Source organism: Cupriavidus sp. 01L43, from assembly GCF_056399925.1.
Window position 1 is genome coordinate 66,895 of the sequence record NZ_JBFTSH010000004.1, and the last position, 26,433, is coordinate 93,327.

At 68.2% G+C, this 26,433-nt stretch carries 28 protein-coding genes; 17 read left to right on the forward strand and 11 right to left on the reverse strand.

Annotated features, from left to right (window positions below):
• Positions 1-9: 9 nt before the first annotated feature.
• From AC1DP9_RS09110 to AC1DP9_RS09130, 5 genes are read left to right on the forward strand one after another with little or no spacing between them, the layout of a single operon-like run.
• A complete protein-coding gene (locus tag AC1DP9_RS09110; RefSeq protein WP_477107129.1) occupies positions 10-771 on the forward strand; it encodes a GntR family transcriptional regulator in 762 nt (253 codons plus the stop codon).
• A gap of 3 nt (positions 772-774) precedes the next feature.
• Positions 775-1,593: a transporter substrate-binding domain-containing protein gene (locus tag AC1DP9_RS09115; RefSeq protein WP_477107130.1), complete on the forward strand. Its 819-nt coding sequence runs from the start codon at positions 775-777 to the stop codon at positions 1,591-1,593.
• A 39-nt stretch (positions 1,594-1,632) separates the two neighbouring features.
• Positions 1,633-2,301 carry an amino acid ABC transporter permease gene (locus AC1DP9_RS09120; RefSeq protein WP_477107131.1) on the forward strand — a complete coding sequence of 223 codons (669 nt, stop codon included), beginning with the start codon at positions 1,633-1,635 and terminating at the stop codon, positions 2,299-2,301.
• Positions 2,298-2,954: an amino acid ABC transporter permease gene (locus AC1DP9_RS09125; RefSeq protein ID WP_092294975.1), complete on the forward strand. Its 657-nt coding sequence runs from the start codon at positions 2,298-2,300 to the stop codon at positions 2,952-2,954. The genes AC1DP9_RS09120 and AC1DP9_RS09125 overlap by 4 nt, the downstream gene beginning before the upstream one ends.
• Entirely contained in the window at positions 2,935-3,666 is a 732-nt protein-coding gene (locus AC1DP9_RS09130; protein ID WP_092294973.1) for an amino acid ABC transporter ATP-binding protein, read from the forward strand. The genes AC1DP9_RS09125 and AC1DP9_RS09130 overlap by 20 nt, the downstream gene beginning before the upstream one ends.
• Here the strand turns inward: AC1DP9_RS09130 and AC1DP9_RS09135 are convergent.
• Positions 3,663-4,586 carry a sterol desaturase family protein gene (locus AC1DP9_RS09135; protein WP_477107132.1) on the reverse strand — a complete coding sequence of 308 codons (924 nt, stop codon included), beginning with the start codon at positions 4,584-4,586 and terminating at the stop codon, positions 3,663-3,665. The two genes, AC1DP9_RS09130 and AC1DP9_RS09135, sit on opposite strands and share 4 nt — an antisense overlap.
• A 247-nt stretch (positions 4,587-4,833) precedes the next feature.
• Here AC1DP9_RS09135 and AC1DP9_RS09140 point away from each other — a divergent pair, with 247 nt between their 5' ends.
• The 4 genes from AC1DP9_RS09140 to AC1DP9_RS09155 all read left to right on the forward strand — a co-directional run bounded on the left by AC1DP9_RS09140 (position 4,834) and on the right by AC1DP9_RS09155 (position 8,078).
• A complete protein-coding gene (locus AC1DP9_RS09140) occupies positions 4,834-5,142 on the forward strand; it encodes a hypothetical protein (protein WP_477107133.1) in 309 nt (102 codons plus the stop codon).
• 45 nt (positions 5,143-5,187) lie between these two features.
• Positions 5,188-5,901 carry a response regulator gene (locus tag AC1DP9_RS09145; RefSeq protein WP_477107134.1) on the forward strand — a complete coding sequence of 238 codons (714 nt, stop codon included), beginning with the start codon at positions 5,188-5,190 and terminating at the stop codon, positions 5,899-5,901.
• Entirely contained in the window at positions 5,901-7,232 is a 1,332-nt protein-coding gene (locus AC1DP9_RS09150; protein WP_477107308.1) for an ATP-binding protein, read from the forward strand. Before AC1DP9_RS09145 ends, AC1DP9_RS09150 begins: the two co-directional genes overlap by 1 nt.
• A gap of 105 nt (positions 7,233-7,337) precedes the next feature.
• On the forward strand, positions 7,338-8,078 hold the full coding sequence (locus AC1DP9_RS09155) for a DUF4410 domain-containing protein (protein WP_477107135.1): 741 nt from the start codon (positions 7,338-7,340) through the stop codon (positions 8,076-8,078).
• Here the strand turns inward: AC1DP9_RS09155 and AC1DP9_RS09160 are convergent.
• The 6 genes from AC1DP9_RS09160 to AC1DP9_RS09185 form a co-directional block, all read right to left on the reverse strand.
• Entirely contained in the window at positions 8,060-9,331 is a 1,272-nt protein-coding gene (locus AC1DP9_RS09160; protein ID WP_441592719.1) for a M20/M25/M40 family metallo-hydrolase, read from the reverse strand. The two genes, AC1DP9_RS09155 and AC1DP9_RS09160, sit on opposite strands and share 19 nt — an antisense overlap.
• A 121-nt stretch (positions 9,332-9,452) precedes the next feature.
• Complete coding sequence (locus AC1DP9_RS09165) at positions 9,453-10,184, reverse strand: BON domain-containing protein (RefSeq protein WP_092294959.1); 732 nt, start codon at positions 10,182-10,184, stop codon at positions 9,453-9,455.
• Positions 10,185-10,357: 173 nt separating this feature from the next.
• On the reverse strand, positions 10,358-12,052 hold the full coding sequence (locus AC1DP9_RS09170; RefSeq protein WP_477107136.1) for an FAD-dependent oxidoreductase: 1,695 nt from the start codon (positions 12,050-12,052) through the stop codon (positions 10,358-10,360).
• A 49-nt stretch (positions 12,053-12,101) separates the two neighbouring features.
• Positions 12,102-14,333 (reverse strand): xanthine dehydrogenase family protein molybdopterin-binding subunit, encoded by a 2,232-nt coding sequence (locus AC1DP9_RS09175; RefSeq protein WP_477107137.1) that lies wholly within the window; start codon positions 14,331-14,333, stop codon positions 12,102-12,104.
• A gap of 59 nt (positions 14,334-14,392) precedes the next feature.
• Positions 14,393-15,376: an FAD binding domain-containing protein gene (locus AC1DP9_RS09180; protein ID WP_477107138.1), complete on the reverse strand. Its 984-nt coding sequence runs from the start codon at positions 15,374-15,376 to the stop codon at positions 14,393-14,395.
• 2 nt (positions 15,377-15,378) lie between these two features.
• Positions 15,379-15,930 carry a (2Fe-2S)-binding protein gene (locus AC1DP9_RS09185; RefSeq protein WP_477107139.1) on the reverse strand — a complete coding sequence of 184 codons (552 nt, stop codon included), beginning with the start codon at positions 15,928-15,930 and terminating at the stop codon, positions 15,379-15,381.
• Between the two features lie 248 nt (positions 15,931-16,178).
• Here AC1DP9_RS09185 and AC1DP9_RS09190 point away from each other — a divergent pair, with 248 nt between their 5' ends.
• A complete protein-coding gene (locus AC1DP9_RS09190) occupies positions 16,179-16,700 on the forward strand; it encodes an RrF2 family transcriptional regulator (RefSeq protein ID WP_092294949.1) in 522 nt (173 codons plus the stop codon).
• A gap of 49 nt (positions 16,701-16,749) precedes the next feature.
• Here the strand turns inward: AC1DP9_RS09190 and AC1DP9_RS09195 are convergent, their stop codons facing one another.
• Positions 16,750-17,961 (reverse strand): NAD(P)/FAD-dependent oxidoreductase, encoded by a 1,212-nt coding sequence (locus AC1DP9_RS09195; protein ID WP_477107140.1) that lies wholly within the window; start codon positions 17,959-17,961, stop codon positions 16,750-16,752.
• Between the two features lie 292 nt (positions 17,962-18,253).
• Between AC1DP9_RS09195 and AC1DP9_RS09200 the strand changes: the two genes are divergently transcribed.
• Positions 18,254-18,697, forward strand: coding sequence for a carboxymuconolactone decarboxylase family protein (locus AC1DP9_RS09200; protein WP_477107141.1), 444 nt, complete (start codon positions 18,254-18,256; stop codon positions 18,695-18,697).
• Positions 18,698-18,781: 84 nt separating this feature from the next.
• On the opposite strand, the gene AC1DP9_RS09205 is transcribed toward AC1DP9_RS09200, so the two are convergent.
• Complete coding sequence (locus AC1DP9_RS09205; RefSeq protein WP_477107142.1) at positions 18,782-19,753, reverse strand: alpha/beta fold hydrolase; 972 nt, start codon at positions 19,751-19,753, stop codon at positions 18,782-18,784.
• Between the two features lie 219 nt (positions 19,754-19,972).
• Here AC1DP9_RS09205 and AC1DP9_RS09210 point away from each other — a divergent pair, with 219 nt between their 5' ends.
• The 5 genes from AC1DP9_RS09210 (at position 19,973) to AC1DP9_RS09230 (ending at position 23,242) form a co-directional block, all read left to right on the forward strand.
• Positions 19,973-20,446, forward strand: a complete 474-nt coding sequence (locus AC1DP9_RS09210; RefSeq protein ID WP_477107143.1) for a DUF6130 family protein — start codon at positions 19,973-19,975, stop codon at positions 20,444-20,446.
• 46 nt (positions 20,447-20,492) lie between these two features.
• The gene (locus AC1DP9_RS09215; protein WP_477107144.1) at positions 20,493-20,957 is read left to right on the forward strand and encodes a MarR family winged helix-turn-helix transcriptional regulator; all 465 of its coding nucleotides are present in this window, start codon (positions 20,493-20,495) and stop codon (positions 20,955-20,957) included.
• Between the two features lie 54 nt (positions 20,958-21,011).
• Positions 21,012-21,746 (forward strand): SOS response-associated peptidase family protein, encoded by a 735-nt coding sequence (locus tag AC1DP9_RS09220; protein WP_477107145.1) that lies wholly within the window; start codon positions 21,012-21,014, stop codon positions 21,744-21,746.
• Positions 21,747-21,883: 137 nt separating this feature from the next.
• Positions 21,884-22,045, forward strand: a complete 162-nt coding sequence (locus tag AC1DP9_RS09225; RefSeq protein WP_477107146.1) for a hypothetical protein — start codon at positions 21,884-21,886, stop codon at positions 22,043-22,045.
• 117 nt (positions 22,046-22,162) lie between these two features.
• Complete coding sequence (locus AC1DP9_RS09230; protein WP_092294935.1) at positions 22,163-23,242, forward strand: calcium:cation antiporter; 1,080 nt, start codon at positions 22,163-22,165, stop codon at positions 23,240-23,242.
• Positions 23,243-23,268: 26 nt separating this feature from the next.
• Here the strand turns inward: AC1DP9_RS09230 and AC1DP9_RS09235 are convergent, their stop codons facing one another.
• The gene (locus AC1DP9_RS09235; protein WP_477107147.1) at positions 23,269-24,243 is read right to left on the reverse strand and encodes a tripartite tricarboxylate transporter substrate binding protein; all 975 of its coding nucleotides are present in this window, start codon (positions 24,241-24,243) and stop codon (positions 23,269-23,271) included.
• Positions 24,244-24,294: 51 nt separating this feature from the next.
• Positions 24,295-25,419 carry a muconate/chloromuconate family cycloisomerase gene (locus tag AC1DP9_RS09240; RefSeq protein WP_441592730.1) on the reverse strand — a complete coding sequence of 375 codons (1,125 nt, stop codon included), beginning with the start codon at positions 25,417-25,419 and terminating at the stop codon, positions 24,295-24,297.
• A gap of 122 nt (positions 25,420-25,541) precedes the next feature.
• Between AC1DP9_RS09240 and AC1DP9_RS09245 the strand changes: the two genes are divergently transcribed.
• Positions 25,542-26,423: a LysR family transcriptional regulator gene (locus tag AC1DP9_RS09245; RefSeq protein WP_477107148.1), complete on the forward strand. Its 882-nt coding sequence runs from the start codon at positions 25,542-25,544 to the stop codon at positions 26,421-26,423.
• Positions 26,424-26,433 lie beyond the last annotated feature (10 nt).

The window sequence follows — 26,433 nt, forward strand, 5'->3', positions numbered from 1 at the left end:
GCAATAGGAATGCCCGTGAGCGACATCCAAGAAAAACCCTCCGCCGACATTGCCCAGCGCATCACCGAGGCCATGCTCGCGCAAAAGCTGCTGCCGGGCTCGCGCCTGGGCGAGCAGGAACTGGCCGCGCTGTTCGGCGTCAGCCGCACGCTGGTGCGTGAGGCGCTGATGCGGCTTGCCGCGCGCGGCATGGTGACCGTAAGCGCCCGGCGCGGCTGGTACCTGATCGAACCCGGCGCCGACGATATCCGCGCCGCGTTTGCCGCGCGCCGCATCATCGAGACCGGCCTGCTGCGCGAGATCAGCGCGGCCCAACCGCCCAGCGCGCCAGCCATCCACACGCTGAAGGTGCATATCGCCCGCGAAAAGGCGGCGCTGGACGGCGACGACGCCGGCGAGCGCAGCTTCCTGCTCGGCGACTTCCATGTCTGCCTGTGCGCCACGCTGGGCCACGGCCTGCTCGTGGATACCCTGCGCGACCTGACCGCGCGCACCACGCTCGTCGCCAGCCGCCAGCAGTCCGCCGCCGATGCGGGCCGCTCCTGCGCGCAGCACGAGGAAATCGTCAACGCGCTGGCCGCCGGCGACGGCGAACGCGCCGCCCGGTTGATGACCGAACACCTCGGCGAAGTCCACGCCAGCCTGGACGCCGTGCCGGCGGACCCGCTGGCCGGCCTGCGCCATGCCCTGGCGCCGGTTTCCGGCCGCGCGCCAGCGCCCCCGATCTCCGCTTCCTCCCGCTCCAACCCACCCGCTTTGCAAAAGGACTGACCGATGACCCCGACTCCATCGACCCCGCTGTTCTCCAAGGCGCGCCGCGCGCTGCTGCTGGGCCTGTTCGCCAGCGTCTGCGTGGCCGCCCTGCCCCGCCCGGCGCAGGCCGACACGCTCGCGGACATCACCAAGGCCGGCGTGCTGCGCGTGGCGGTGCCGCAGGACTTCCCGCCGTTCGGCTCGATTGGCGCCGACATGGCGCCGCAGGGCCTGGACATCGACGTGGCCGCGCTGATGGCGAAGCGGATGGGCGTGAAGCTGCAACTGGTGCCGGTGTCCAGCACCAACCGCGTGCCCTACCTCCAGACCCGCAAGGTGGACCTGATCATCTCCAGCCTCGGCAAGAATCCCGAGCGTGAGAAGGTGCTGGACTTCTCCGAAGCCTATGCCCCGTTCTACAACGGCGTGTTCGGCCCGGCCGACATGCCCGTGAAGAGCGCCGCCGACCTGGCCGGCAAGACCGTCGGCGTCACGCGCGGCGCGGTGGAGGACCTGGAGCTGTCGAAGATCGCCCCGGCCAACGCCACCATCAAGCGCTACGAGGACAACAACGCGACGATCTCCGCGTTCCTGTCGGGCCAGGTGCAGCTGATTGCCACCGGCAACGTGGTCGCCGCCGCGCTGATCGCCAAGCATGCGCCCAAGGCGCCCGAGACCAAGTTCCTGATCAAGAACTCGCCGTGTTTTATCGGCATGAACAAGGACGAGCCCGCGCTCCAGGCCAAGGTCAACGCCATCCTGGCCGACGCCAAGAAGGACGGCGCGCTGAACTCGCTGTCGATCAAGTGGCTACTGCGTCCGCTGCCGGCCCAGCTCTGATCTGAACCGCTTCCCCTCCCGCTGCAACCGGTCCCGTCCATGGCCTATCAGTTCGATTTCCTGTCGGTGCTCGACTACACCGACGTCCTGCTCAAGGGCATCGCCGTCACGGCCCAGCTCACGCTCACGGGCGGCGTGCTGGGCGTGGCGGTGGCCATCTTCGGCGCCTGGGCGCGGACGCAGGGGCCGGCTTGGCTGGGTGCCATCGTCGGCGCCTATGTGGAGATGATCCGGAACACGCCGTTCCTGATCCAGCTCTTCTTCATCTTCTTCGGCCTGCCCAGCCTGGGCGTGCAGTTGCCCGAGATGGTGGCCGCCTCGCTGGCGATGGTGATCAACCTGGGCGCCTACGGCACCGAGATCATTCGGGCCGGGCTGGCCGCCACGCCACGCGGCCAGTTCGAGGCCGGCGCCAGCCTGGCGATGTCGCCGCTGCAGGTGTTCCGCCATGTGGTGCTGCGCCCGGCGCTGCAGAAGATCTGGCCGGCGCTGTCGAGCCAGATCGTCATCGTCATGCTCGGCTCGGCGGTCTGCTCCCAGATTGCCGCCCAGGACCTGACCTACGCCGCCAACTTCATCCAGGGCCGCAACTTCCGCGCCTTCGAGGTCTATCTGGTGAGCACCGTGATCTACCTGTTGCTGGCGCTGCTGCTGCGCCAGCTGCTGCGCGGCGTGGGCCGGCAACTGTTTGCGCGGAGGGCGCGATGATCGACTTCACGCTGTGGGACATCGTGCGCAACCTGCTGCTGGCCGCGCGCTGGACCGTCCTGCTGTCGCTGGTGGCCTTTGTCGGCGGCGGCGTGGTGGGCTTGTTGGTGCTGCTGATGCGCACCAGCAAGCGGCCCTTCCTGCGCCGGGCCACCTGGGCCTATATCGAGATCTTCCAGGGCACGCCGCTGCTGATGCAACTGTTCCTCGCCTTCTTCGGCCTCGCGCTGTTCGGCGTGGACGTGCCCGCGTGGCTCGCCGCCGGCGTGGCGCTGACGCTCTGGACCGCCGCCTTCCTGGCCGAGATCTGGCGCGGCTGCGTGGAGGCGATTCCGCGCGGCCAGTGGGAGGCATCCGGCAGCCTGGCCATGAGCTACGTGCAGCAGATGCGCCACGTGATCCTGCCGCAGGCCATGCGCATTGCCGTGGCGCCGACCGTCGGCTTCGGCGTGCAGGTCATCAAGGGCACCGCGCTGGCGTCGATCATCGGTTTCACCGAGCTGTCCAAGGCCGGCACGATGATCGTCAACGCGAGCTTCCAGCCATTCACCGTCTATGCCGCCGTCGCGCTGATGTACTTCGCGCTGTGCTGGCCCCTTTCGCAAGCCAGCAAACTGCTGGAGAGGAAATTCCATGCCGCTCATCGCCATTGACCAGGTCCGCAAGTCGTTCGGCAGCAACGAGGTCCTGAAAGGGGTGTCGCTGTCGGTGGAGCCGGGCGAGGTCATCGCCATCATCGGCAAGAGCGGCTCGGGCAAGAGCACGCTGCTCCGCTGCATCAACGGGCTGGAGTCCATCGACGCCGGCGCCATCACCGTGGCTGGCGCCCATCTGGCCGATACCGAGCTGCAACTGCGCGCGCTGCGGCTCAAGGTGGGCATGATCTTCCAACAGTTCAACCTGTTTCCGCACCTGAGCGCGGGGCGCAACGTGATGTTGTCGCCAATGATCGTCAAGGGGGTGCCGGAGGCCCGGGCGCGCGAGCTGGCGGAGCTGAACCTGGCCCGCGTGGGCCTCTCGGCCAAGTTCGACGCCCATCCCGATCAACTCTCCGGCGGGCAGCAGCAGCGCGTGGCGATTGCCCGGGCGCTGGCAATGCAGCCCGCTGCGCTGCTGTGCGACGAGATCACCTCGGCGCTGGACCCGGAACTCGTCAACGAGGTGCTCCAGGTCATGCGCGGGCTGGCCGCCGATGGGATGACGCTGCTGATGGTCACGCACGAGATGCGCTTCGCCCGGGAAGTGTGCGACCGCGTGGTCTTCATGCACCAGGGCAAGGTCCACGAGATCGGGCCGCCGGACGAGGTCTTCGCCCGTCCGAAGACCCCGGAGTTGCAGCAGTTCCTGGGCATGGTGGAAGCCTAGGCGCTGACCTGACCCTGAGACTGCGCACGCAGGTTCTCGGTGGTCTCGCCCTTGCCGTCGGGCTGCCAGCCCGGGGGCATCGTCAGGTAGCCGAGGGCCGCGCCGAGGCTGGGGGCTGCCGCCATGTCGCGGAACAGGCCAATCCAGTGTTCGAACTGGTTCATCAGCGGGTTCACCGTGCGGGACGGCTTGACCAGCCCGTAGCGGCACGGCTCTTCGGCACGCTCGGCCACATAGGTACCGAACAGGCGGTCGAACACGATCAGCACGCCGCCGTAGTTGGCATCGAGGTAATCCACATTAGAGGCATGGTGCACGCGGTGGGCGGACGGCGTGTTGAACACGTATTCGAGCCAGCCCAGGCGCGGCACCCACGTGTTGTGCAGCCAGAACTGATAGAGCAGGTTGAACATCAGCGTGGCCAGCACCACTTCCGGCCGCACACCCAGCCAGACCAGCGGCGCGAAGAAGATGGCCGTGCCGGTAAGCTTGCCGGTCCAGCCGAGCCGGTATGCCGAGGCCAGCGTGAGCTGGTTCGGCGAGTGGTGGACCGCGTGCGTCGCCCAGAAGAAGCGCACGCGGTGCGAGGCGCGGTGATACCAGTAGTAGCAGAACTCCTGGCCCACGAAGAGCAGCAGCACCATCAGCGCGCTGTTGAGCGTGACCGTGAACAGGCGGTGATCCCAGGCAAAGGCGAACACGGGCGTGGCCAGCGAGAGCGGCAGCAGCACCGATATCTTGCGGCCGGCCAGGTCGGCCAGCGACAGCCAGACCTCCCGCCAGTCGAACGGGGCATTCGAATTCCGGCGCTTGCGCCAGAGCACCACGGCTTCGACGAGCGAGACGGCGACGATGAACGCCGTGGCGTAGAGGGCTATCCGCTGGACGGATAGTTCGGGGTTGGCGGTGGGAGTCAGCATGGCGTGCCTCATGGGGTAGTCGGTTGGGGATCGGGACGATGTTGCGTCGCGGTGAGCCAAATGTAGGTGCCGCCCTCCAGCCGCGCCATGCGGGAAATATGTCGCCGGATGTCATGCCCGGAACGGCGCCACGCCGTGTAACACCGCGACATGGTTTGCGCCTCGCGGACTGCCCCGTCCCCTCCTATATTTCGTCCCGTTGCCGCCGCACATCGGTCGGCTGAAACTCACCAGGAAGGGACTCATCATGAAACGCCTCAGCTTCGTTACCGCTACCGCCGCCCTCATCGTTGCCACCGTCACCGCCGCCACGCCCGCCTTCGCCGGCTGGTATGGCGCTGGGGCGGTCGTCGTCATGCCGCCGCCGCATGCCGTGTATGTCGCCCCGGCGCCGCGCCCCGTCTATGTCGCCCCGCCGCTGCCGCCGGTCTATGTCACGCCCCAGGGCGAATATGTCGCGCCGCGTGCCGTCTATGTGGCGCCGCCGCCCCACCCGGCGGTGTGGGTGCCGGGACACTGGGTCGGACGTGTCTGGGTGCCCGCACACTACGCATGACTTCGGGTATCGTTCCCGCATGACGGATGGTCACGGAGACATGCCATGGAGGTAGTCAACCGCATCCTCGTGCTGGACGACGAGGCCGAGTTGCGCAACATGCTGCAGCGCTTCCTGACCAGCCAGGGGTTTCGCGTGCGCGCCGTGGCCGATGGCAAGCAGCTCGACCGCTACCTCCAGCGCGAACCCTACGACCTGCTCGTACTCGACCTGATGATGGCGCCCGAGGATGGCCTGACCATCTGCCGGCGGCTGCGAGCGGACGGCATCACGCTGCCCGTGCTGATGCTGACCGCCAAGGGCGATCCCATGGACCGCGTGCTGGGGCTGGAGACCGGCGCCGATGATTACCTCGCCAAGCCGTTCGTGCCGGACGAGCTGGTCGCCCGCATCCGTGCGCTGCTGCGGCGGCAGCGGATCGCGTCGGGCGATCCCACCGTCACCGCGCAGACGCTGCGCTTCGGCGAATTCGAGTTCGATGTCGGCCAGCAGACGCTGCGGCTGCGTGGCGATCCCGTGGAGGTGCATTCGGCCCAGATGCTGTTGCTGCACGCGCTCGGCTCCTCGCCCAACCGGCCCGTGAGCCGGGAGAACTTGCTGGCCCGCGCGCGCGGGCGCGACCATGACGCGCTGGACCGCAGCATCGACGTGCAGGTGCTGCGCCTGCGCCAGATCATCGAGGAAGACCCGTCCAAGCCCCGTTTCATCAAGACGGTGTGGGGTGTGGGCTACATGCTGGTGGCCGGCGTGGCGGCGTGATGCGGCTGCCCCGGTCGCTGCTGGCGCGCAATATCGCCCTGCTGGTGGCGCTGGTGGCCGTCACGCAGGCGTGCTCCCTCTCGGTACTGCTCCACTATGTGCAGCGCCCGCGTATCGAGCGCGCGGCCATCATCTTCGCGGACTATGTGAAGACGCTCGATGGCGTGCTGGCCGCGCTGCCGCCTGCCCAGGCGCAGGCGGTCACCACGCGGCTCAACGCCCAGGCGGCGGACCCTGTGCCGGAGCCCACGCCGGACGGCGCCGCCAGCCCCTTGCAACTGTTCCGCACCTACCAGCGCGATGTCTTCCTGCACGCCCTGCGCCGCGACCTGCCGCCCGACATGCCGGTGCGCTGGCAGATCGACGCCCCCGATGGCGAGGAGCGCCTGTGGATCCGCGTGCACGTGGCCCACACCCCGGCGTGGATTTCCCTGCCGATGACCGCCGATGCCCGCGCCAGCGGCATCCTGGCCGCGCTGGCGCTCTCGACCGCGCTGGCGATGCTGGCCGCGCTGACCGGCTACCTGATCCAGCGCCACCTGAACCGGCCCCTGCAGGACCTCGCCCGCGCCGCAGGCGACGTGTGCGCTGGAGAGATGCCCGCGCCGCTCCCCACGGACGGCCCCACGGAAATCGCGCAGGTCAGCGCCGCTTTCAACCAGATGACCGACGCCCTGCGCCAGGCGGAAGCCACCCGCGCGCTGATGCTGGCAGGCATCTCGCACGACATCCGCACACCGCTGACCAAGCTGCGCCTGGCCATGGCGATGGCCATGCCACGCGGCAGCGACGACGCTTTCGTCGCTTCCACCGAAAGCTATCTCGACCAGATCGACACCATCCTCCAGCAGTTCATGGACTACGCCGGCAGCGGCGAGCGCGAGCCGCCCCAGCCGGGCGACCTCAACGCGCTGGTGCAGCAGTTGTCGTCCGATTTCGCGGGGCTGGGGCACAGCTTCGAGTTGTCGATCGGCAACCTGCCGCCGCTCGACTACCGCCCGGTGAGCCTGATGCGGCTGCTGATGAACCTGATGCAGAACGCGGTGGTCTACGGCCGCACCGGACTGGCCGTGCGCACCTGGGCCGACACGGAGACCGCCTATGTGGCGGTGTGCGACCGGGGCAACGGCATCGGCGCGCAGCAGTTGGAGCAGCTCAAGGCGCCGTTCGCACGCGGCGACAACGCGCGCGGTCATTCGGGCGGCACCGGGCTGGGGCTGGCGATTGTGGAGCGCATCGCGCGGCTGCACGGCGGCTCGCTGCAATTCCGCCCCCGTGACGGCGGCGGCCTCGAAGCCGTAGTGGCGCTGCCGCTGCGGCCAGCGGCCTGACATTTCTCGACATACTTGCTGCATGGCATCTGTGGTCGGTTTTTCCCATACTGGGTTCCAGCGATGCACCGACACGCTCCAACCCAACCGATACAGGATTTCGCCATGCAAACCACCCAACTCTCCCTCATTGCCCGCCGCTTCACCCTCGCCACGCTGACGGCCGCCGCGCTGCTGGCCGCCGGCTACGCCAACGCCACTACCATCACGCAGGGCGCCGCCGCCCTCCCCGGCAACGCGGACATCATCTGCGTGCAGACCTTCAACGCCAACCCCGATCAGGTCAAGGTAGACAGCCGCGTGATGCAAAAGGTCATGTCGATGGCCGGCGCGGACAGCCAGGCTGGCAAGGCCATGCACGATGCGCGCGAGGCCCGTGATCAGGTGAGCGATGAAATCGTGCGGCAGCTGCGTGCCAAGGGGCTCAACGCAGTGCGCCTCGATGGCCCGGTCCCGGCGGGCGCGAATGCGTTGGTCGTTACCGGCCAGTTCGACAAGATCGACGAAGGCAACCTGCGCCGCCGCATGGTGGTGGGCCTGGGCGCGGGCAAGAGCGATGTGGGCGCGTCGGTCGAACTGGTCTACCAGCCCGCCAATGGCCCGGCGGTGGCGGTGCAGGACTTCCACGCCAGCGCGGATAGCGGCCACATGCCCGGCGTGGCGGAGACCGCCGGCGTGGGCGCGGTGGCCGGCCATGTGGCCATGTCAGCCGCCGCCGGCGGCGCGGCGCACGGCGTCAGCGAACTGCAGCACGACAGCGTCTACAACGACGCCACGCGTGTTGCCGACGCCATCGCCAAGCAGGTTGCCCAATCCGCCCAATCCGCTCAGCGCCCGCTCTCCTGAAGCATGCGGGTCATCAGGTAGAGGCGCGGGACGATGGAATCGAGTTCGATGTACTCGTCGCGCGCGTGATAGCCAAAGCCGGACAGGCCGAAGCTCTCCACCACGGCGGCCTTGCCCGACTGGCCCGCGAAGCCGGCATCCGTGGCGCCGCCCGTGCCGGGAAACAGGGCCAGCTGCCGGCCGTCCAGTTCCGCGTAGATCTTCTGGGCCTGCGCCGCCAGTTCCCGGCCACGCGCATTGACCACGAAGGGCGGACGGCCCTCTTCCATCGTGATGGTGGTCTGCGTATCGGGCACCAGATGACCGGCGTTGACCTTCTCCTGCAGCGCCGCCTGCAGCTTCTGGGCGGCACCGTTGGCCGTGATCCGCACATCGCCGAAGGCGCTGGCCGAAGCAGGAATCTGGTTGCGGGCATCCCCAGCCTTGGCATTGGTCCAGTTCAGTTGCGAGCCCGGCACGGACTTCGCCACATCGCGCGTCTGCTGCAGCTGGTAGGCCAGTTCCATCAAGGCATTGCGGCCCAGCTCCGGCGCGGCGCCGGCGTGCGAGGCGCGGCCCTGAACAGCCATCGTCGCGGAGGCCGTGCCAGCGGCGCCGAGCAGCAGGGATTCGGTCTTGGCCACGGCCTTGGCCGGATTGGGCTCGCAGGACAGCACCACATCGTGCTGCGCCCCCAGCGCGGCAATGGCGGCGCCCGAGCCGAGCGAGCCGATTTCCTCGTCCGCATTGAACAGCACGGTCACCCGCGCGAAGTCCTTCCAGCCCTGCGCCTTCATGATCTCCAGCGCGTGCAGGATGACCGCGATGCCGCCCTTGTCATCGGCGATGCCCGGCCCGTAGAGCTTGTTGCCGTCCTCGCGAATCGGCTGCGAGGCCAGCGTGTTGCGCGCGTAGACGGTGTCCATATGGGCGATCAGCATGATGCGACCTTTGCCCGTGCCTTCCAGCGTGCCCTTGACGATCGGGCCGTGGCCCTGCGCCGCCGGCACGCGCTCCACGCTGGCACCCAGCGCCTTGAGGCGCTTCTCGGTGTAGGCGGCCATGCGGTTCAGCCCTTCGACGTCATGGCTGCCGGACTCGATCGACACCATCTCCTTGAGCGACTGCACCACGCCCGGCTGCGCGGCCTGTGCCGCCTGCAGCAGGGCCGCGTCCGGCCCGGCGGCCAGCGCGGCGCCGCTCCAGGCCAATGACAACGCGAGGGAAAGCGCGGCGGGCAGCGCTGCGCGGCGGTGACGAACGGAACGGGGCATGAGGATTCCTGTGTGGACGGTTGGCGACAAAAGCCGATCCTATCGCCTGCGCGCGTGGCCGGGGAGGGTCAATCCCGCCAATCCACGCGCCGTTCCCGCCACCGGCATGCCCCCAAAGCACTCAGCTGCTCAGCGAAATCCGGTTGACGACGTCCTCCACGCCGTACACATACCAGGCATCCCGCTCGACCTGCTTGCGCGCGCCCTCGCTCGTGGCGTAGCCGTCGAGCGTCACCACGCGTTTCGCGGTGCGCACCGCGATGCGGCCCGCATCGACGAAGGGATCGGTTTCCAGCACCAGTTGCAGCGCCTCGGTGATTTCCTCATCGCTATCGGCCTCGGCCGGCGCCACCACGAGTTCGTTCACCACGCAGCGGCAGCCGCGCGACCACCACGCCAGCACGCCGGCCAGCCGCATGTGGGAAAGGCTGATCACATTGCCGGACAGCGTGACCACGCCATTGGCGGCGGCCACCTCGATCCAGCCGCTGCGCTCGCCCACGGCCTCGCGTCGCGCCTCGTCCTGGCCCTTCACCTTCGCGCATATCTTGCAGTTCCGGAAATCAATCGCGGTAAGCAGCCGTTGGCACACGGCATCGCGCAGTTCGCCGTCGCCCACCGGCGCGGCGCCATCGGCAATGCGCAGGTGGTCAATGACCATGGTCACGCCGTCCACGCGCCGCAGGTGCGCGGCGGCGCGCGTCTTGTCGACGATGTCCGCTACCTCGCCCTCGAGGATTAGCGCGCCGTCGGAAAGCCGCAGGTGAATGGTGGGATGGAGATGGTGGCCCTGATACGGCACATGCGCCAACGCGGCTCGCGCCTGCGTCAGCACCGCTTCGCTACTCTGCATGATGTTTCTCCATGTTTCGTGGAGATGAGTGGCGCGCACCCCTGCCTGCGAGCACGCGTGGCAGCGACAGTGCCGCGCATCAGCCCGCGCGGCCTGTCCGTCCAGCTATTGTAGGCATTCCGATGGGGGCGCGTTGGCGGAGTGATGCCGGCGCCGCAGGGGGGGGAAACGGATCAGCGCGTGCCGGGCTGGCAGGTGCCGCGCATGCCGGCCAGCACGGCGTGGATCTGCGCAACCACGGCAGCGCCCTCGCCCACGGCGGAAGCCACCCGCTTGATCGATCCCGAACGCACGTCGCCGATGGCGAACACGCCTTCCAGGCTGGTTTGCAGGGACGGCACGTGCGGCGCGGCATCGGGCACATCGGCCCCGGTCAGCACGAAACCCTTCTCGTCGCGCAGCACGCCGCAGGTGGCCAACCACGCGGTATTCGGCGCCGCGCCGATGAAGACGAACAGGTGATGCGTGGTCATGCAGCCCTCCACGCCGCCCGCGCCCCGGTAATACACCCGTTCGAGACGTGGCCCGCCTTCAAGCGCGCGCAGGTCCACGCGGGTATGTACGGTCACGTTGGGCAGCACGGCGATCCGCTCGGTCAGGTAGCGCGACATGCTGTGCTCAAGGCTGGTGCCCCGGATAAACAGGTGCACGTGCTCGGCATGCGCGGCCAGGAACACCGCCGCCTGCCCGGCGGAATTGCCGCCGCCCACCAGCAGCACCGGCTCCTTGCGGCACAGGCGCGCCTCGATCGGCGTGGCCCAGTAGTAGATGCCGGACGACTCGAAGCGCTCAAGCCCAGTCACGTCCGGTCGCCGGTATTCGGCGCCGCTGGCGATCACCACGGTGCGCGCGGCAATGCGGCGGTCATCGGTCAGTTCCACGAAGAGCGGACGCCGGTCGCAATACAGGGCCTTCACTTCACATGGAATGCCGATATGGGCGCCGAATTTCTGCGCCTGGGCGAAGGCGCGGCTGGCCAGCGACTGCCCGGTGATGCCCGTGGGAAAGCCGAGATAGTTCTCGATGCGCGCGCTGGTGCCGGCCTGCCCCCCCGGCCCACGGCAGTCGAGCACGGCCACGGACAGCCCTTCGGACGCCGCATAGACGGCGGTGGCCAGCCCGGCCGGGCCGGCGCCGACCACCGCCACGTCGTAGACGTGGCTCGGATCGAACTCGGGAATCAGGCCCAGGCACGAGGCCAGGTGGCCTTCGTCCGGATTGCGCAGCACGGTGCCGTCCGGGCAGACCACGAGCGGGAAGTCGTCCGGCAGCGGGGTCAGGCGTTCGAGCAGCGCGACGGCCTCGGGGTCCATCGCCGCGTCGAGCGTGGTGTTGGGAAAGCCGTTGCGCCGCAGGAAGTTCTGGAGCGCCACCAGCCGCCCGTTGTCCGGCGCGCCCACCAGCACCACGCCGTGGCCGCGCTCGATCACCAGCATGCGGCGCAGGATCAGCGCGCGCATGATGGTCTCGCCGAGATCGGCCTCGCTGATCATCATCGCGCTCAGTTCGTCGGGGCGCACCAGCACGGCCTCCACGTCCTCGATCACGCGCGCATCCACCACGGCTGGCTTGTTCGAGAGCTGCGTCACGTCCGAGGTGAACTCGCCGCGCTGGGTGTAGGTGTGGAGGACGCGCTCGTGGCCCAGCCCATCGCGCCCGACGATGCGCACCTTGCCGGACAGGATCAGGAACATCCCCGGGCACAGGCTGCCGGCGCGGTACAGGCATTCGCCAACAGCGAAGTGCGACAGGCGCCCGAAGCGGCGCACGCGCTGGATGTCCTCCTCGGTCAGCACGGGGAACATCTGCGCGTAGCGCGGGTGCTCGCGCACCCCGGCGTCATCCTCCGGAACCGGATTGTCGACCATCACTCCCTCCCGCGCTCGGCCATCCACCGCTATATATATAGGCCATCGGCTAGGCGGCGGTCCGGCCGGGCGCGTCCATCAGCTTCTCCATGGTGATGGGCAGGTCACGGATGCGCTTGCCCGTGGCGTGGTAGACCGCGTTGGCCACCGCCGCCGCAAAGCCGGTAATGCCGATCTCCCCGATGCCGCGCGCGCCGAACTCGTTGAAGGCCAGGTCGGGGTAGTCGAGCAGGATGACGTCGATGTCCGGCTGGTCCGCATGCACCGGCATCACGTACTCGGCGTAGTTGTTGTTGCCCGGGATGCCGTTGCGCTCGTCGTACTCGGTGGCCTCGAACAGCGCCATGCCCACGCCCATGACGATGGCGCCTTCCACCTGATTGCGCGCCGTCAGTGGGTTGATGACGCGGCCCACGTCGATGGCGCTGACCACGCGCGCCACGCGCAGGCGCGAGATGCCGGGGTCCCAGCGCACCTCCACGAAATGCGCGCCGAACGACATGAACGACATCTTGTCCGTGGGCGTGCCGCCCGTGCGCGCATGGCCATCGGCGCTAGCAAAGCGCTGCGCGGTCAGCACGGTGGCGTAGTCCACGGTGCGCGTTCCATCGGTCAGGCAGCCATTCTCGAAGCGAAGCGACTCGGGCTTCGCCCCGGCGAACGGCGCGCCCTCCTGCGTGGCAAACGTGCGCAACTGGTCGATGGCGTTGCGCGTGGCCTCTGCGATGGCCGGCAGGACGCTGGCCGTGGCCCACGATCCGCCCGAGACCGGTGCCGCCGGGAACGAGGAATCGCCCAGCTTCACCTCGATCTTCTCGAACGGCAGGCCGGTCAGCTCGCTCACCGTCTGCGCCGCAATCGTGTAGGTACCGGTGCCGATGTCCTGGATCGAGCAGATCACCGCGGCCGTGCCGTCGCTGCGCAACTGCACCCGCGCTTCGGCTGGGGTGCGCCAGGCGTCCCAGTTGCAGACGGCCACGCCGTAGCCGGCAATCTCGTCGCCCACACGCATCGCACCGATGCGCGGGTCGCGCCTGGCCCAGCCAAACTTGCGGGCGCCCTGCTCGATGGCCTCGCGCAGGTGGTTGCTGGACCACGGCAGGTTGGTGCTTTCGTCGCGCGTGGAGATGTTATCGACGCGGAACTGCACCGGGTCCTTCTGGCACGCCAGCGCCAGTTCGTCGATGGCGGATTCGAGCGCGAACAGGCCAGGCGCGGCGCCGGGCGCGCGCATGGAGGTGGGCGCGCCCCGGTGCACGTCGATGGTGTGGTGCGTGACCAGCACGCTCGGGCAGGTGTACAGGCTCGACGTCATGCCGCCGCAGTTCTCCACGTACTGCTCGATAAAGGACGTGGTGTTGATCGACTCATGCCGGATCGACGTGATCTTGCCGTCGGCGCCCGCCGACAGCCGGAGGTGCTGTTTCGTCTCCGGCCGCTGCCCCGTGGTCGTGAACATCTGCGCGCGCGGCACCACCAGCTTCACCGGGCGCCCGGTCATCTTGGCCGCCGCGCAGGCGGCCACGGAGTGCGGCCACAGGAACAGCTTGGCGCCAAAGCCCGAGCCGATGAACGGCGCGTCCACGCTCACGCTCTCCGGCGTGAGTCCGAAGATCAGGGCCAACGTGTTGCGATGAACCAGCACGCCTTGCGAGGCCTCGTAGAGATGCAGGTCGCCGCCCTCCCACCACGCCACCGTGGCGTGCATCTCCATTGGATTGTGGGTCTCCACCGGCGTGTGGTACACGGCATCGACACGGACCGGCGCGGCGTCGAAGTCCCTGGCCGGCTCGCCGCGCGAGTGGCCGCGCCCGCCGTCCTGCAGCTTGCCAGCCGCCATGCCCTGCTCCAGATTGGCGAGTGCCTTGGCCGGGGCATACGTCACCTTCACAAGCTGGGCCGCCTCTCGCGCATGCTCGTAGGTGTCCGCCACGACCAGCGCGACGAACTGGCCGGCGTAGTGCACCTTCGCGTCCTCGAACGGCAGGCGGTGCTCGTCCGTGATGCCGGCGGTCAGGATCGTGGCCGGCGAGATCGGCGCCTTCGGCGCGCGGTAGAGCCGCAGGAAATTGTCATGGTGCAGGATGTCGACCACGCCCGGCACGCGCCGCGCGGCGGCGGTGTCGATGCCCGTGACGCGCCCGCTCGCAATCGTGCTGAATACGCCATAGGCATGCAGCATACCGGGCAGGTTGCGGTCCGCCGTGTAGAGCGCGGCGCCGGTGACCTTGAGTCGACCGTCGATACGGCGCGGCGACGCGCCGATGGCATTCTTGTTCACGCTGGACTCCCGTTGTCGAGTGAAGGTCCGCTGGATCGGGGATGGATCGGGGCAGCCGGTCAGGCGACGAGCCGCGTCAGGTTGCGCGATACCGCCTGCTGGCCGAGCAGCAGCTTGAAGCCGTTCTGGCCATAGGACTGCGCGCCCGCCATGGCAGCGGCGGCGGTCTCGCGGATCAGCGCGTCCGTCACCGCCTTGCCGCGCAGCACCGCCTCGGCATTGGCGGCCCGCCACGGCTTGGTGGTGACGCCACCGAGCGCGATGCGCACGTCCCGCACGGTGCGACCATCCAGCACCACCACCACCGCACTCGACGCCAGCGCGAACTGGTAGGAGCCCCGGTCGCGCAGCTTCAGGTAGGCCGAGCGGCTGTTCGGCAGCGGCGCATCGAGCGTGATGTGCGTGATCATCTCGTCGGCCTCCAGCGCGTGCTCCTTCCACGGCGTTTCACCGGGCAGCAGGTGGAAGTCCGCGAACGGGATGTCACGCCGGCCCTTGGGCCCCTGCACGTGGATGGTGGCGCCGATGGCGACCATCGCCACGCACATATCGGACGGATGCGCGGCGATGCACTGGTTGCTGCCGCCCAGCACCGCGTGCACGTTGCGGTTCAGCCCGTCGATGGCGGGGCAGCCCGAGCCCGGCTCGCGCTTGTTGCAGGGCGACACGCCATCGCGAAAGTACCCGCAACGCACCCGCTGCATCACATTGCCGGCCGTGGTGGCCTTGTTGCGCAGCTGCGTGCTGGCGCCGGACAGCAGCGCCTGCGACAGCGCCGGGTGATGCTTGACGATGTGCGGATGGCGCGCCAGCTCGGTGTTGCTGACCATCGCGCCAATCCGCACCCGGCCGTCATCAGCCACCTCGACCTGGTTGAGGCCGAGTTTGTGGATGTCCACCACGCGCGGCGGGTGCATCACGTCCAGCTTCATCAGGTCCAGCAGGGTGGTGCCACCGGCCAGATAGGCGGTCTCAGGCGCGCGCGCGTGCAGCACGATGGCCTGCTCGACGTCCGCCGCGCGGGCATACTCGAAGGTACGCATGGCTAGCCTCTCTTCATTTTGCCGCGTGCGTCCTGGACGGCCGCGACGATGTTCCGGTAGGCGCCGCAGCGGCAGATGTTGCCGCTCATCGCCTCGCGCACGGCCGCGTCGTCGGCCGGGATGCGCTTGTCGCCGAGCACGCCCACGGCGCTCATCATCTGGCCGGCGGTGCAGTAGCCGCACTGGTAGGCGTCGTGATCCCAGAAAGCCTGCTGCACCGGGTGCAGCAGGCCGCCCTGGGAGAGCCCTTCGATGGTCGTGATCTCGTCGCCGTCATGCATCACCGCGAGCGACAGGCAGGCATTGATCGCCACACCGTTCACGTGCAGCGTGCACGCCCCGCACTGGCCATGGTCGCACCCCTTTTTGGTGCCAGTGAGGTGCAGTTGATCGCGCAAGACGTCCAGCAGTATGGCGTTGGGCGCCACCGTAAGCGACTGGAGCGTGCCGTTGACCTTGAAGCTCACCGCGTGGCCAGCGCTGCCCTGCGACGCGGCGGGTTGCACGCCGCCGGTGCGGGCACGGCCACCATTCTGCTGACAAGAGTCGTCCATTTCCCGTTCTCCTTGAACGCGAGCGGCGCAAGTTCACGAGGAACATTGCAGGATTGTCATCTGGCGAAATTGTCCAGACATTTGCAAGTGGCAGGCTTGCGATGCCGGACGGGGCAGTGTGGGTATTTGCAGCTAGTACAACAGTATTCGAACAACCGCTTCAGTTTTTCAAGGTCTCTGGAGAGCCTTGCTGCCGCGCCGGCGCTGGTGTAGGCTTGCAACTACGATCTATTGAGTCCTAGTTAAAAATGTCCCATATCAGCACGGGTGTCGAGTACGGGCTGCACTGCCTGCTCTATCTGTCCCGGTCCAACATGGCCGTGGAAGAGGCCAGCGTGCGCGACCTGGCCGAGCTGCAGGGCATCCCCACCGAGTTCCTGGCCAAGCTGTTCACCAAGCTCGCGAAGGCCGAACTCGTGGTGGCCACCGAAGGCATCAAGGGCGGCTTTCGGCTCGCACGTCCGCCTTCGCGCATCTCGGTCTACGACGTCATCGTCGCCATCGACGGCGACAAGCCGCTGTTCGAGTGCCGGGAGATCCGCGAGCGCAGTGCCGTATTCGAGGGCTGCCCGCCGGCATGGGCGACGCGCGGCGTGTGCACGATCCACGCCGTGATGCAGTCTGCCGAGAAGGCGATGCGCGCCGAGTTGAAAAATCACACGCTGGCCGACATTGCCGAACGCACCGTGGAGAAAGTGCCCGCCGCCTACGGCGGGCAGGTAGTGGAGTGGCTGACAGACCGCGCGGCCAACCGGCGCAGCGCAAGATAAAAAAAGGGCGATCCCGGCGGATCGCCCTCCTTCTTTCCCCCCAGCCCGATCAGGCCACGACGATGCGGCGCGGGTCAGCCGACGCCAGTGCCTCGGCCCGGTTCGCGCTCGGCGGATAGATCCATTCCGTGTTGATCCTGGTCTTCAGCGCCTTGGCCTCGGCGCCGGACAGCTTCACCTGGCGGTCCCAGCCCTCGGTGTAGACCGCGCCCCACGGACCCAGGTCCAGACAGGTCACGTACTTCGACTGGCTGTACGGGATCGGCGGCTGGCCCAGCAGATCGGCTGCCACGTTGTGCCCGGCGGACCGCCCGAGGTTCATCGCGTGCTGGCACGACATCATCGTGACGTTGCCCTCGTCATCGGTCGCCGCACGGGCCACATCGCCTGTGGCATAGACGTGCGCCACGCCATCGACCTTCAGGTTTCGATCGACGTGCAACCGGCCGAAGTTGTCGCGCTGCGCGGGGATCTGGTCGGTCAGCGCGTTCGCGCGGGCGCCTGCGGCCCAGATCACGGTCTGGGCGTCGATGCGCTCGCCGCTTTCCAGGGTGACGCCGTCCGCATCCACCGATGCCACACCGGAGCCCAGCTTCCACGTCACGCCGAGTTCGGTCAGCGCCTCGGTGATCACCGGGCGCGGCCCCTGGCCCAGGTCCGGACCGATCTCGCCATTGCGCTCTACCATGATGACGCGCACTGCGGCATCGGCACCGAGCACTTCGCGCAGCCGCGCCGGCATTTCGGCCGCCGTCTCGATGCCGGTGAAGCCAGCGCCGGCGATCACCACGGTATTGCGCGCCACGCTGTCTGGGCGGCCGACCAGACCGTGCAGATGCGCTTCCAGCCGGGCGGCATCGGCCACCTGATCGACGTTGAAGGCATGCGCTTCGAGCCCATTGATCGCCGGCCGGAACAGCCGACTGCCGGCCGCCAGCACCAGGCGGTCATAGCCAAGCGTCTGGCGCGATGGTTCGGCGCCCACGCCCCTCACCTCCACTTCACGGGCCGCCACGTCGATGCGCTCGACGAAGCCCTGTACGAACCGCACGCCGGTAGCGGCGAAGATCTCCAGCAGCGGCGCCTTCATCTTCAGCGGGTTCTGCTCGTAGAGCCGCGGACGCACGTGCAGCGCCGGCTCCGGCGCGATCAGCACGATTTCCACATCGGTACGCGCGGCCTCGTCGAGTAGACGAGCCGAAGCGAGGGCGCTCCACATGCCGGCAAAACCGGCGCCAATGACAAGAATGCGTTGGGACATCTCTACTGCTCCTGAATGGATCTGTGCTGCCTTGACCAGCGGCGAGGCCGCGGCGATCTCCAGCCCGCCTTTCTCGACGCGGCTTAACTACGATTGTATTAGTCGTAGTTAAGCCGCGCAAGAAATTTTGAGGGCGGGGTTTACGCCAACCCATCCACCGCTTGCGGTACGACCGCGGATCGGCTATCTTTATCTCCGACTATATCAGTCGTAGTAATGAATTGAAGTCGATCATGAGGCAGTTTGGCTCTGATCGGCTCCAACCCTGAACACCCAACAAGCAGGACGGAACATGCGTATCGACTACACCAAAACTTCCCCGGCCGGCATCAAGGCGCTTGGCAGTGTCTACGGTTACATCACGCAGTCCGGGCTCGACCCCGCGCTGGTGGAGCTGACCTACCTGCGCATCAGCCAGATCAACGGCTGCGCCTACTGTCTGGACATGCACACACGGGATCTCACGCGCAGGGGCGTGGACGTGCAGAAGCTCGCGCTGGTCCAGGTCTGGCACGAGGCCGGCAGCCTGTTCTCCGACCGCGAAAAGGCCGCACTGGCCTGGGCCGAATCGGTGACCCGTGTCGCCGACACCCATGTGCCCGACGACGCCTTCGAGGCTGCCGCCGCCGTCTTCGAGGAAAAAGAACTGGCCGACCTGACCATCGCGATCGGCCTCATGAACGCCTTCAACCGGCTGGCAATCAGCTTCCGGCGCGGGCCGGAGGGCGCGGCGTAACGGCGACAGGAGCCGTCAGCGGCGTGTTCGCCACGTAGGAAAGGCGGCGGCCCGTGGTGGCGACACGGGCCACGTTGGGGACCCTCAACGAAACGCCGCGCGGACCTCTTCGATCGTCTCGTGCGGACGCTGCAGGTGCGGGTAATGGCCCGTGGTGGGCAGCAGCCGCAAGGGCGCTCCGGTCCTGCGCGCGAACTCGACGCCCATTTCCTTGTTGATATAGATGTCCTGCTCGCCCCACACCACGCTCACCGGGGTCTTCAGGCCCGGCAGCCGCGCCTCGAACGCATCCTGATCCCGCGTGAAGTGCGCGTAGTAGTGCGCGAACGCGTCGGCCGACGTCAGCGCCCCGTTCTGCCAGCCCTGCGCAAGATCGGCACGGTACGCCGCATCCAACACATAGCGCGCCCCCTCCGGCAATCCACGCGTGAACGCATTCTGCAGAATCTCGTCGCGCGAGGCATTGAAGGCGCTCCGCACGGCTTCGGCCGATGCGGGCTCCTTGAGCGCCTGCAGGCGTTCCTGCATGTATTGCGGGCGGTTGAACGGTGCGAAGTCGCCGACGATGATGGTCCGGGCGATGCTGGGCCGGTCGATGGCCGCCAGCAACGCCGGCAAGGCTGCGATGTCGGTGGCGTAGATCACCAGGCGGCTGCTGTCGATGCCTGCCGTGTCGATGTAGCGCGTCAGTACCGTGGCGTAGTCACGCGGCGCGTAGGCGAAACGCTCGGCAGGCGGACGTGAAGAATCGCCATAGCCCGGCCAGTCGAACGCGTGGACTTCGTATTCCTCCCCAAGCGTCCTGGCAATCTCTTTCCAGGCGAGCATGGTTTCGGGAAAACCGTGCAGGAACAGCACCGTGCCTCGCGGTGCCGCCGGCCGGACCACCATCCGCCGCAAACGCAGTTCGGGATCGACATCCACATAACTCACTTCCGCAACGGGCTCGCTGGCCGCTGCGATGGCGGCGCCTGTGCCGGCCATAAGCGCCGCGGAGACACTGACTGCAGTGGCCACCGACCGTGCCGACCGACGGATTGCTGATTTCGCTTTCATCTCGTTTCCTCCTGCACCGGCCAAGCCGCGCAATCTGTTGCATATGCAGCATTAGAGTGAGGCGATGTATCCAGTCTGTGGTCCCGAGACGGTCAAACGGTATCGCCGTGTATGCCGGCGCCGCGCAGATACATGCGCGTACAAAATGGCCGCGCACCTACTATTCCGTCAAGGCATCATCGGCGCCCTCGGGTTGTTTCCCAACTTCAGGAGTCAGACATGAGAGCACTTACCTACGTATTCGCCGCCGCGCTCGCGACAGTGCAGATGACGGCCGCCGCACAAACCCCTCCGGACACGAGTCGTCCACCGGCCGTCCTGCCGCTCGACGCGGAGCCGGCGCCCAGGGTTGTGGCTTACCCGGCATTGCCGGAGCCGCTCGCGCGGGGCGTGGTGATCGTCCAGTTCCGTACCGAGAACTTCCGCGTGATCCCGGTGTTCGGCAAGGCTGCCACCCAGGTTTCGCCGCGCGTCGGCCATCTGCATGTGACCGTTGACGATGGCCCGGCCACCTGGGCGCACACGAGCGAGGATCCCATCATCGTGGTGGGGCTGCCGCCGGGGCCGCACAAGGTGCGGATGGAACTGGCAGATCCCACGCACAAGATCCTGGCGACGGAAGTGGTGAGCGTGACCGTCCCCGATATCCGGTCGCCGGGCACCGCGGCCGCGCCGCCAGCACATCGGCACTGAGTGCGGTACGCTGGCGGTACTTCATCGCTCCCCCTTCCCGTGAGACATGCGTACCGACAAGCGTTCTGTGGCCAGCAACCCGGGCGCCGAGATTTTCCGGCACTGCGTGATGACCCGTGCCCGGCAGATCTCGCGTGTCCTGACCGCTGCCTACGATCAGGCGTTGCGCCCGTTCGGCATCAACGCGACGCAGTTCACGCTGCTGGTGCTCGTGCATGAACTCGGCCCGATCAGCCGCGCCGATCTCGGGCGGCGCAATCATCATGACCGTTCCACGCTGACCCGCAACCTGCAGCCGCTGCTCGCGGCAGGCTGGATCGCGGAAGACGCGGCGGAGGCCGCCGATGGCCGATCGCGGCCGCTCTCCGTGACCCGCGCCGGCAAATCGATGCTGAAAGCGGCCGCACCCGCGTGGGCACAGGCGCAGGCGGCCGCCAGCGCCATGATGGGAGACGACGGCGTGGCAGCCATCATGGGCATTGCGGGGAAGCTCCCGAAGCGGGGTGCGTAGCACGGCGGCGGCTGCTAGGATGTCCGCACGCCTCTCCCCTCCCTGGAGCGATCGATGTGCGTCAATTACGCCCCCATCCAGCGGCAAGTCCTGCGCGACATCTTCGGCATCGAGCCGCCGGCCCGGTTGTGGGCGGACGAGGCGTGGCCAGACAGCCTAGCCCCCATCATCACCGGCAGCGATGCCGGGCGCACCTGCGCATTGGCCTCGTTCAGCATGGTGCCGAAGGGGAAGATCCCGCCCGGCACCCGCTACTTCCCCACCGCGAATGCGCGCGCGGAGACCGTGGGGACGCTGAAGTCCTTCGCCCGGTTCTGGAAGGCCGGCCAGCTGGCCCTGATACCGGCCAGCGCGTTCTACGAATACGCCTACCCCGAGACCGGCACGCCGGAGCGGCCCGGCAAACCCGTGCGCTGGAAGCTCTGGCTGCCAGACGCGCCGGGGTTCGGCATCGCCGGCCTCTGGCGCGCGTGGCCGGACGACACACTGTCTTTCACCATGCTCACCGTCAATGCCGATGCCCACCCGCTGCTGTCGCGCATGCACCGGCCCGGCACCGAGAAGCGCTCGGTGGTGATCGTGCCGGAGACTGAATGGGATGACTGGCTGCGCTGCCGCGACCCGGAGGTCGCCCGGACCTTCCTGCGGCTCTATCCGTCCGAACGCATGGCCGGGGCGCCCGCGCCGATGCCGCCGGCGGCAAGCAAGGCCGCCCCAGATGCCACCCCCGATGCCGCCCCCGATGCCGAGCCCGCGCCGCCCGCGCCCGAGTCCGGCTCGCTGTTCTGACTCAGGCGCCCACGCGCGGCGCAGCCCCCAATTGGGTGACCGGAACGCCCCTCCGACAGAGGGTGTCGGGCGCTGCGCTTGTTGCCCATACTGACCTGCACCGGCCACCAGAGCCGTTCCTATATAGGGGTCAGACCATGCATAACGCCGTCTCTTTCGTCGGGTACGTTCTCGCTTTCCTCATCGCCCTCATCGTCGCCGCGCGCTGGATCTCGCGCCATCATCCCGGCCTGCGCGATGCCGATGCCGACCGCCTCGCGCGTGCGGAGCCGCCCACCCGGCCGCTCATGCCGGACTGAATCCGCCGCCCTCCGGAACTTCCCCGCCCCGCCTGAAACCTATCGCCGGGCGGCCTTCTGCTGCACAATGCCCCGTCAGTCGCCCGTCGTGCGGCAGCAGAAGAAAAAGGAACAAGGATGGCTACTTCGAACAAACTGCCCGCATGGACCGTCTGGTCGCCGCTGGCCGCCTGGGCCGCGTTCGGCCTCGGGCTGATGCTGCCGGGCCAGGGCTGGCTTGTTGCGATCATGGCCGCCGCGCTGGCGGGCGCGGTATTTTCCGCGGTGCACCACGCCGAAGTGGTGGCCCACAAGGTGGGCGAGCCGTTCGGCACGCTGGTGCTGGCGATTGCGGTGACCGTGATCGAGGTGGCGCTGATCGTCTCGGTGATGCTGTCGGCTGGGCCCGAAAAAGCCGGGCTGGCCCGGGATACCGTGTTCGCCGCCGTGATGATCATCTGCAACGGCATCGTCGGCGTGTGCCTGTTCGTGGGTGGCCTGCACCACCGGGAGCAGGAATTCCAGGCGCCCGGCGCCAAGGCGGCCATGGCCGTGCTCGTAGCGCTGCTGGTGCTGACCATGGTGCTGCCCAATTTCACCAGCTCCACGCCGGGGCCGATGTTGACCTCGTCGCAACTGGCGTTCTCGGGGCTGATGTCGCTCGTGCTGTACGGCTGCTTCGTGTTCGTGCAGACGGTGCGACATCGCGACTACTTCCTCGTGGAGAGCAGCGACGAGAACGAGCACGCACCGCCGCCGCCGGGGCGCGTGGCCGCCGCGAGTGGCGTGCTGCTGGTGGTGTGCCTCGTGGCCGTGGTGGCGCTGGCGAAGATGCTGTCGCCGTCCGTGGAAGCGGCAGTGGCCGCCGCGGGCCTGCCGCCTGCCGTGGTGGGCGTGGTGATCGCGGCGCTGGTGCTGCTGCCCGAGGGGCTCGCCGCGCTGCGCGCCGCGCGGCTGGACCGCCTCCAGACCAGCATGAACCTGGCGCTGGGCTCGGCGCTGGCCAGTATCGGCCTGACCATTCCCACGGTGGCGGTGGTCTTCATCGCCCTTGGCCGCCCGCTCGAACTGGGGCTGGGCGCCAAGGAGATGGTGCTGCTGTTCCTGACGGTGATCGTCGCGTCGCTGACGCTCGGCTCGGGCCGCACCACGATCCTGCAGGGCGTGGTGCACCTTGTGATCTTCGCCGCCTACCTGTTCCTCACCATCGTTCCCTGACGGGGGCTCGCCCCCGTCCGCAATCCTCAATCGGCGCGAATGCCCTTTTCCTTGATCAGGGCGCCCCACTTGGTGGTTTCCTTCGCCAGATGGTCACGCAGCGCCGCCGGCGTGCTGCCGATGGGCTCCGCGCCGATGCCCGCCAGCCGCTGCTGCACGGCGGGCTTCTTCAGCGCCTCCAGCATGGCCTTGTTCAGCGCGTCGATGACCGGCTGCGGCGTCTTGGCCGGCACGAAGGCGGCGAACCACGGCGACAGCTCGTAGCCCGGCAGCCCCGCCTCGGCCAGCGTCGGCACGTTGGGCAGCGCCGAGGAACGCTTGGCGGTGGTGACGGCGATGGGCGTCAACTTGCCGCTATCGATCTGGGGCTTGGCCGAGGTGATGCTGTCGAACATATAGTCCACCTGTCCGCCAAGCAGGTCGGTCATGGCCGGGCCCGACCCCTTGTAGGGGATGTGGAGCAGATCCACCTGTGCCATCGACGTGAACAACTCCCCCGCCAGATGGATCGACGTACCGTTGCCGGCCGACGCGTAGGTGTACTTGCCCGGCCGCGCCTTGGCGCTGGCGATCACCTCCGCCACGGTCTTGGCCGGCGTCTTCGCCTTGTTGGCGACCAGCACGTTTGGCACCACGGCCAGCAGCGAGACCGGCGCGAAATCCTTGACCGGGTCGTAGCCGAGCTTGCCGTACAGCGCCGGATTGACCGCCATGCCATTGGCCACGATCAGCAGCGTGTAGCCATCGGCCGGGGCACGCGCCACCAGTTCCGCGCCGATGTTGCCGCCCGCGCCGGGACGGTTCTCCACCACCACGGCCTGGCCGAGCGTCCTGGACATGTCCTCGCCCAGCGTGCGGGCGATGTTGTCCATCGCGCCGCCGGCCGGGAACGGCACGATCCAGCGGATGGGGTGGTCGGGATAGGCGGCGTGGGCGGTGCCCGCCGCCAACGCGGCGGCGGCCAGCAGGGCCGACAGCAATGACCGGTTCAGGGATTTCATAGTCTCCATTCCTTCTTTTATATGTCGATGATGCGGGGCGGCGGTCGCCGCTCAGGCGGCCGGACGACGATAGTGCGCGAGCTTGTCTTCGTCCAGCGCCAGCCCCAGGCCGGGGCCGGTGGGCAGGTGCAGCGCGAAGTCGCGGTAGGTGGGGCGCTCGGCCACGATGTCGTCCTTGAGCAGCAGCGGGCCGAACAGCTCGGTGCCCCAGGCGAGCTGCGGCAGCGTGCAGAAGCCATGCGCAGCGGCGATGGTGCCGACGCTGCCTTCCAGCATCGTGCCGCCATAGAGCGCGATGCCAGCCGCGTCGCCCACGGCCGCCGTGCGCAGCATGCCGAAGATGCCGCCGGACTTGGCGATCTTGAGCGCGAACACATCGGCGGCGCCCAGGCGGGCCAACTCCATCGCGTCTTCCGGGCCGGTCACGGCCTCGTCGGCCATGATCGGCACCACGAAGCGCGCCGCCAGCCGCGCCAGCGCCGTGCGGTGCTCGCGCGGCGTGGGTTGCTCGATCAGGTCGATGCCGGCCGCCTCCAGCATGGCGATGCCGGTGGCCGCGTCGGCCTCGTTCCACGCCTGATTCACGTCGACGGTCACGCGGGCACGGTCGCCCAGCGCGCGCTTGATGGCGGAGACGTGCGCCACGTCGTCACGCACCGCGCGGCGGCCGATCTTGAGCTTGAAGGTGTTGTGGCGGCGCTCGGCCAGCAGGCGCTCGGCTTCCTCGATGTCCCGGGCGGTGTCGCCACTGGCCAGCGTCCAGAGCACCGGCAGCGTGTCGCGCACGGCGCCGCCGAGCAGCGTGGCCAGCGGCACATTCAGGCGCTTGCCCTGCCCATCGAGCAGCGCGGTCTCCAGCGCGCTCTTGGCGAAACGGTTGCCGCGCGCCACCTTGTTCAGCCGCGCCATCGCGCCGTGGACATTGGTGGCGTCCTGGCCGATCAGCGCCGGGCCGAGATAGGTGTCGATGGTCAGCTTGATACCTTCGGGGCTTTCATCGCCATAGGACAGCCCGCCAATGGTGGTGGCCTCGCCGATGCCCTCCACGCCGTCGCTACAACGCAGCCGCACGATCACCAGCGTCTGCTGCTGCATGGTCGCCATGGCCAGTTGGTGGGCCCGGATGGTCGGGAGATCGACCAGGATGGCCTCGATGCCGGTAATCGTCGTAGTCATACTTTCTCGATGCTTGGTATCAGTTGCAATCGAGCATACGCCTTGACTTTACGGGCGTCCAAGACCGATGATGTCTCGATCGATACCCTGTGGGTATGCATCGACCCGACCAAGGAGGCGCCATGGAACTCCGGCACCTGCGTTATTTCCAGACCGTTGCACAGGAACTCAATGTGACGCGGGCGGCATCCCTGCTGCATATGGCCCAGCCGCCGCTGTCGCGCCAGATCCGCCAGTTCGAGGAGGAAGTGGGCGTGGCGCTGTTCGATCGCGTCGGGCGGGGCCTGAAGCTGACCGAGGCCGGCCGCTTCCTGCTCGAACAGTCGCTCCAGCTGACCCAGCGGCTGGAAGAGACGCTGGAAGGCACGCGGCGCATCGGCCGCAATGAGAAGCGCTGGTTCGGCATCGGCTTCGTGCCCTCGGTACTCTACGGGGTGCTGCCCGAACTGATCCGCGTGCTGCGCGACGACGCCAGCCAGATCGAAGTGGGCCTGACCGAGATGATCACGGTGCAGCAACTGGAGGCGCTCAAGTCCGGCCGCATCGACCTCGGCTTCGGCCGGCTAGCGCTCAATGATCCGGCCATCGCGCAGCGCGTGGTCCGGGCGGAGGCCCTCGTGGCCGCCCTGCCCGCCAGCGCAGCCGTGCCGGCCGCCCCACTGACGGCGGACGCCCTGGCCCGCCATCCGCTGATCCTCTACCCTGCCCGGCCCCGCCCCAGCTATGCGGACCACGTGCTGTCGCTGTTCCGCGCGCAGGGGCTCCAGCCCCATGTCGTGCAGGAAGCCAACGAGTTGCAGACGGCGCTGGGGCTGGTGGCGGCGGGCATCGGCATCACGCTGGTGCCGGCCTCGGTGCAGCGGCTGCATCGGGACGATGTGCGCTACGTGCCCGTGGATGCGGCCGGCTTCGTCTCGCCCGTGATCATGAGCTACCGTGCCGGCGATACGTCGCCGTACCTGCTGCGGGCGGTGGACTGGGTGATGCGGCAGAGCGGGGAATGACCGGCGTGGG

Coding starts and splice junctions, on each gene's coding strand:
- AC1DP9_RS09110 (WP_477107129.1), top strand. CDS start 10: ATGCCCGTGAGCGACATCCAAGAAAAACCCTCCGCCGACATTGCCCAG.
- AC1DP9_RS09185 (WP_477107139.1), bottom strand. CDS start 15,930: ATGGACGACTCTTGTCAGCAGAATGGTGGCCGTGCCCGCACCGGCGGC.
- AC1DP9_RS09230 (WP_092294935.1), top strand. CDS start 22,163: ATGGCTACTTCGAACAAACTGCCCGCATGGACCGTCTGGTCGCCGCTG.
- AC1DP9_RS09205 (WP_477107142.1), bottom strand. CDS start 19,753: ATGAAAGCGAAATCAGCAATCCGTCGGTCGGCACGGTCGGTGGCCACT.
- AC1DP9_RS09150 (WP_477107308.1), top strand. CDS start 5,901: ATGCGGCTGCCCCGGTCGCTGCTGGCGCGCAATATCGCCCTGCTGGTG.
- AC1DP9_RS09245 (WP_477107148.1), top strand. CDS start 25,542: ATGGAACTCCGGCACCTGCGTTATTTCCAGACCGTTGCACAGGAACTC.
- AC1DP9_RS09165 (WP_092294959.1), bottom strand. CDS start 10,184: ATGCAGAGTAGCGAAGCGGTGCTGACGCAGGCGCGAGCCGCGTTGGCG.
- AC1DP9_RS09240 (WP_441592730.1), bottom strand. CDS start 25,419: ATGACTACGACGATTACCGGCATCGAGGCCATCCTGGTCGATCTCCCG.
- AC1DP9_RS09130 (WP_092294973.1), top strand. CDS start 2,935: ATGCCGCTCATCGCCATTGACCAGGTCCGCAAGTCGTTCGGCAGCAAC.
- AC1DP9_RS09195 (WP_477107140.1), bottom strand. CDS start 17,961: ATGTCCCAACGCATTCTTGTCATTGGCGCCGGTTTTGCCGGCATGTGG.
- AC1DP9_RS09170 (WP_477107136.1), bottom strand. CDS start 12,052: ATGGTCGACAATCCGGTTCCGGAGGATGACGCCGGGGTGCGCGAGCAC.
- AC1DP9_RS09140 (WP_477107133.1), top strand. CDS start 4,834: ATGAAACGCCTCAGCTTCGTTACCGCTACCGCCGCCCTCATCGTTGCC.
- AC1DP9_RS09225 (WP_477107146.1), top strand. CDS start 21,884: ATGCATAACGCCGTCTCTTTCGTCGGGTACGTTCTCGCTTTCCTCATC.
- AC1DP9_RS09210 (WP_477107143.1), top strand. CDS start 19,973: ATGAGAGCACTTACCTACGTATTCGCCGCCGCGCTCGCGACAGTGCAG.
- AC1DP9_RS09235 (WP_477107147.1), bottom strand. CDS start 24,243: ATGAAATCCCTGAACCGGTCATTGCTGTCGGCCCTGCTGGCCGCCGCC.
- AC1DP9_RS09135 (WP_477107132.1), bottom strand. CDS start 4,586: ATGCTGACTCCCACCGCCAACCCCGAACTATCCGTCCAGCGGATAGCC.
- AC1DP9_RS09215 (WP_477107144.1), top strand. CDS start 20,493: ATGCGTACCGACAAGCGTTCTGTGGCCAGCAACCCGGGCGCCGAGATT.
- AC1DP9_RS09180 (WP_477107138.1), bottom strand. CDS start 15,376: ATGCGTACCTTCGAGTATGCCCGCGCGGCGGACGTCGAGCAGGCCATC.
- AC1DP9_RS09155 (WP_477107135.1), top strand. CDS start 7,338: ATGCAAACCACCCAACTCTCCCTCATTGCCCGCCGCTTCACCCTCGCC.
- AC1DP9_RS09190 (WP_092294949.1), top strand. CDS start 16,179: ATGTCCCATATCAGCACGGGTGTCGAGTACGGGCTGCACTGCCTGCTC.
- AC1DP9_RS09120 (WP_477107131.1), top strand. CDS start 1,633: ATGGCCTATCAGTTCGATTTCCTGTCGGTGCTCGACTACACCGACGTC.
- AC1DP9_RS09220 (WP_477107145.1), top strand. CDS start 21,012: ATGTGCGTCAATTACGCCCCCATCCAGCGGCAAGTCCTGCGCGACATC.
- AC1DP9_RS09145 (WP_477107134.1), top strand. CDS start 5,188: ATGGAGGTAGTCAACCGCATCCTCGTGCTGGACGACGAGGCCGAGTTG.
- AC1DP9_RS09115 (WP_477107130.1), top strand. CDS start 775: ATGACCCCGACTCCATCGACCCCGCTGTTCTCCAAGGCGCGCCGCGCG.
- AC1DP9_RS09160 (WP_441592719.1), bottom strand. CDS start 9,331: ATGCCCCGTTCCGTTCGTCACCGCCGCGCAGCGCTGCCCGCCGCGCTT.
- AC1DP9_RS09125 (WP_092294975.1), top strand. CDS start 2,298: ATGATCGACTTCACGCTGTGGGACATCGTGCGCAACCTGCTGCTGGCC.
- AC1DP9_RS09200 (WP_477107141.1), top strand. CDS start 18,254: ATGCGTATCGACTACACCAAAACTTCCCCGGCCGGCATCAAGGCGCTT.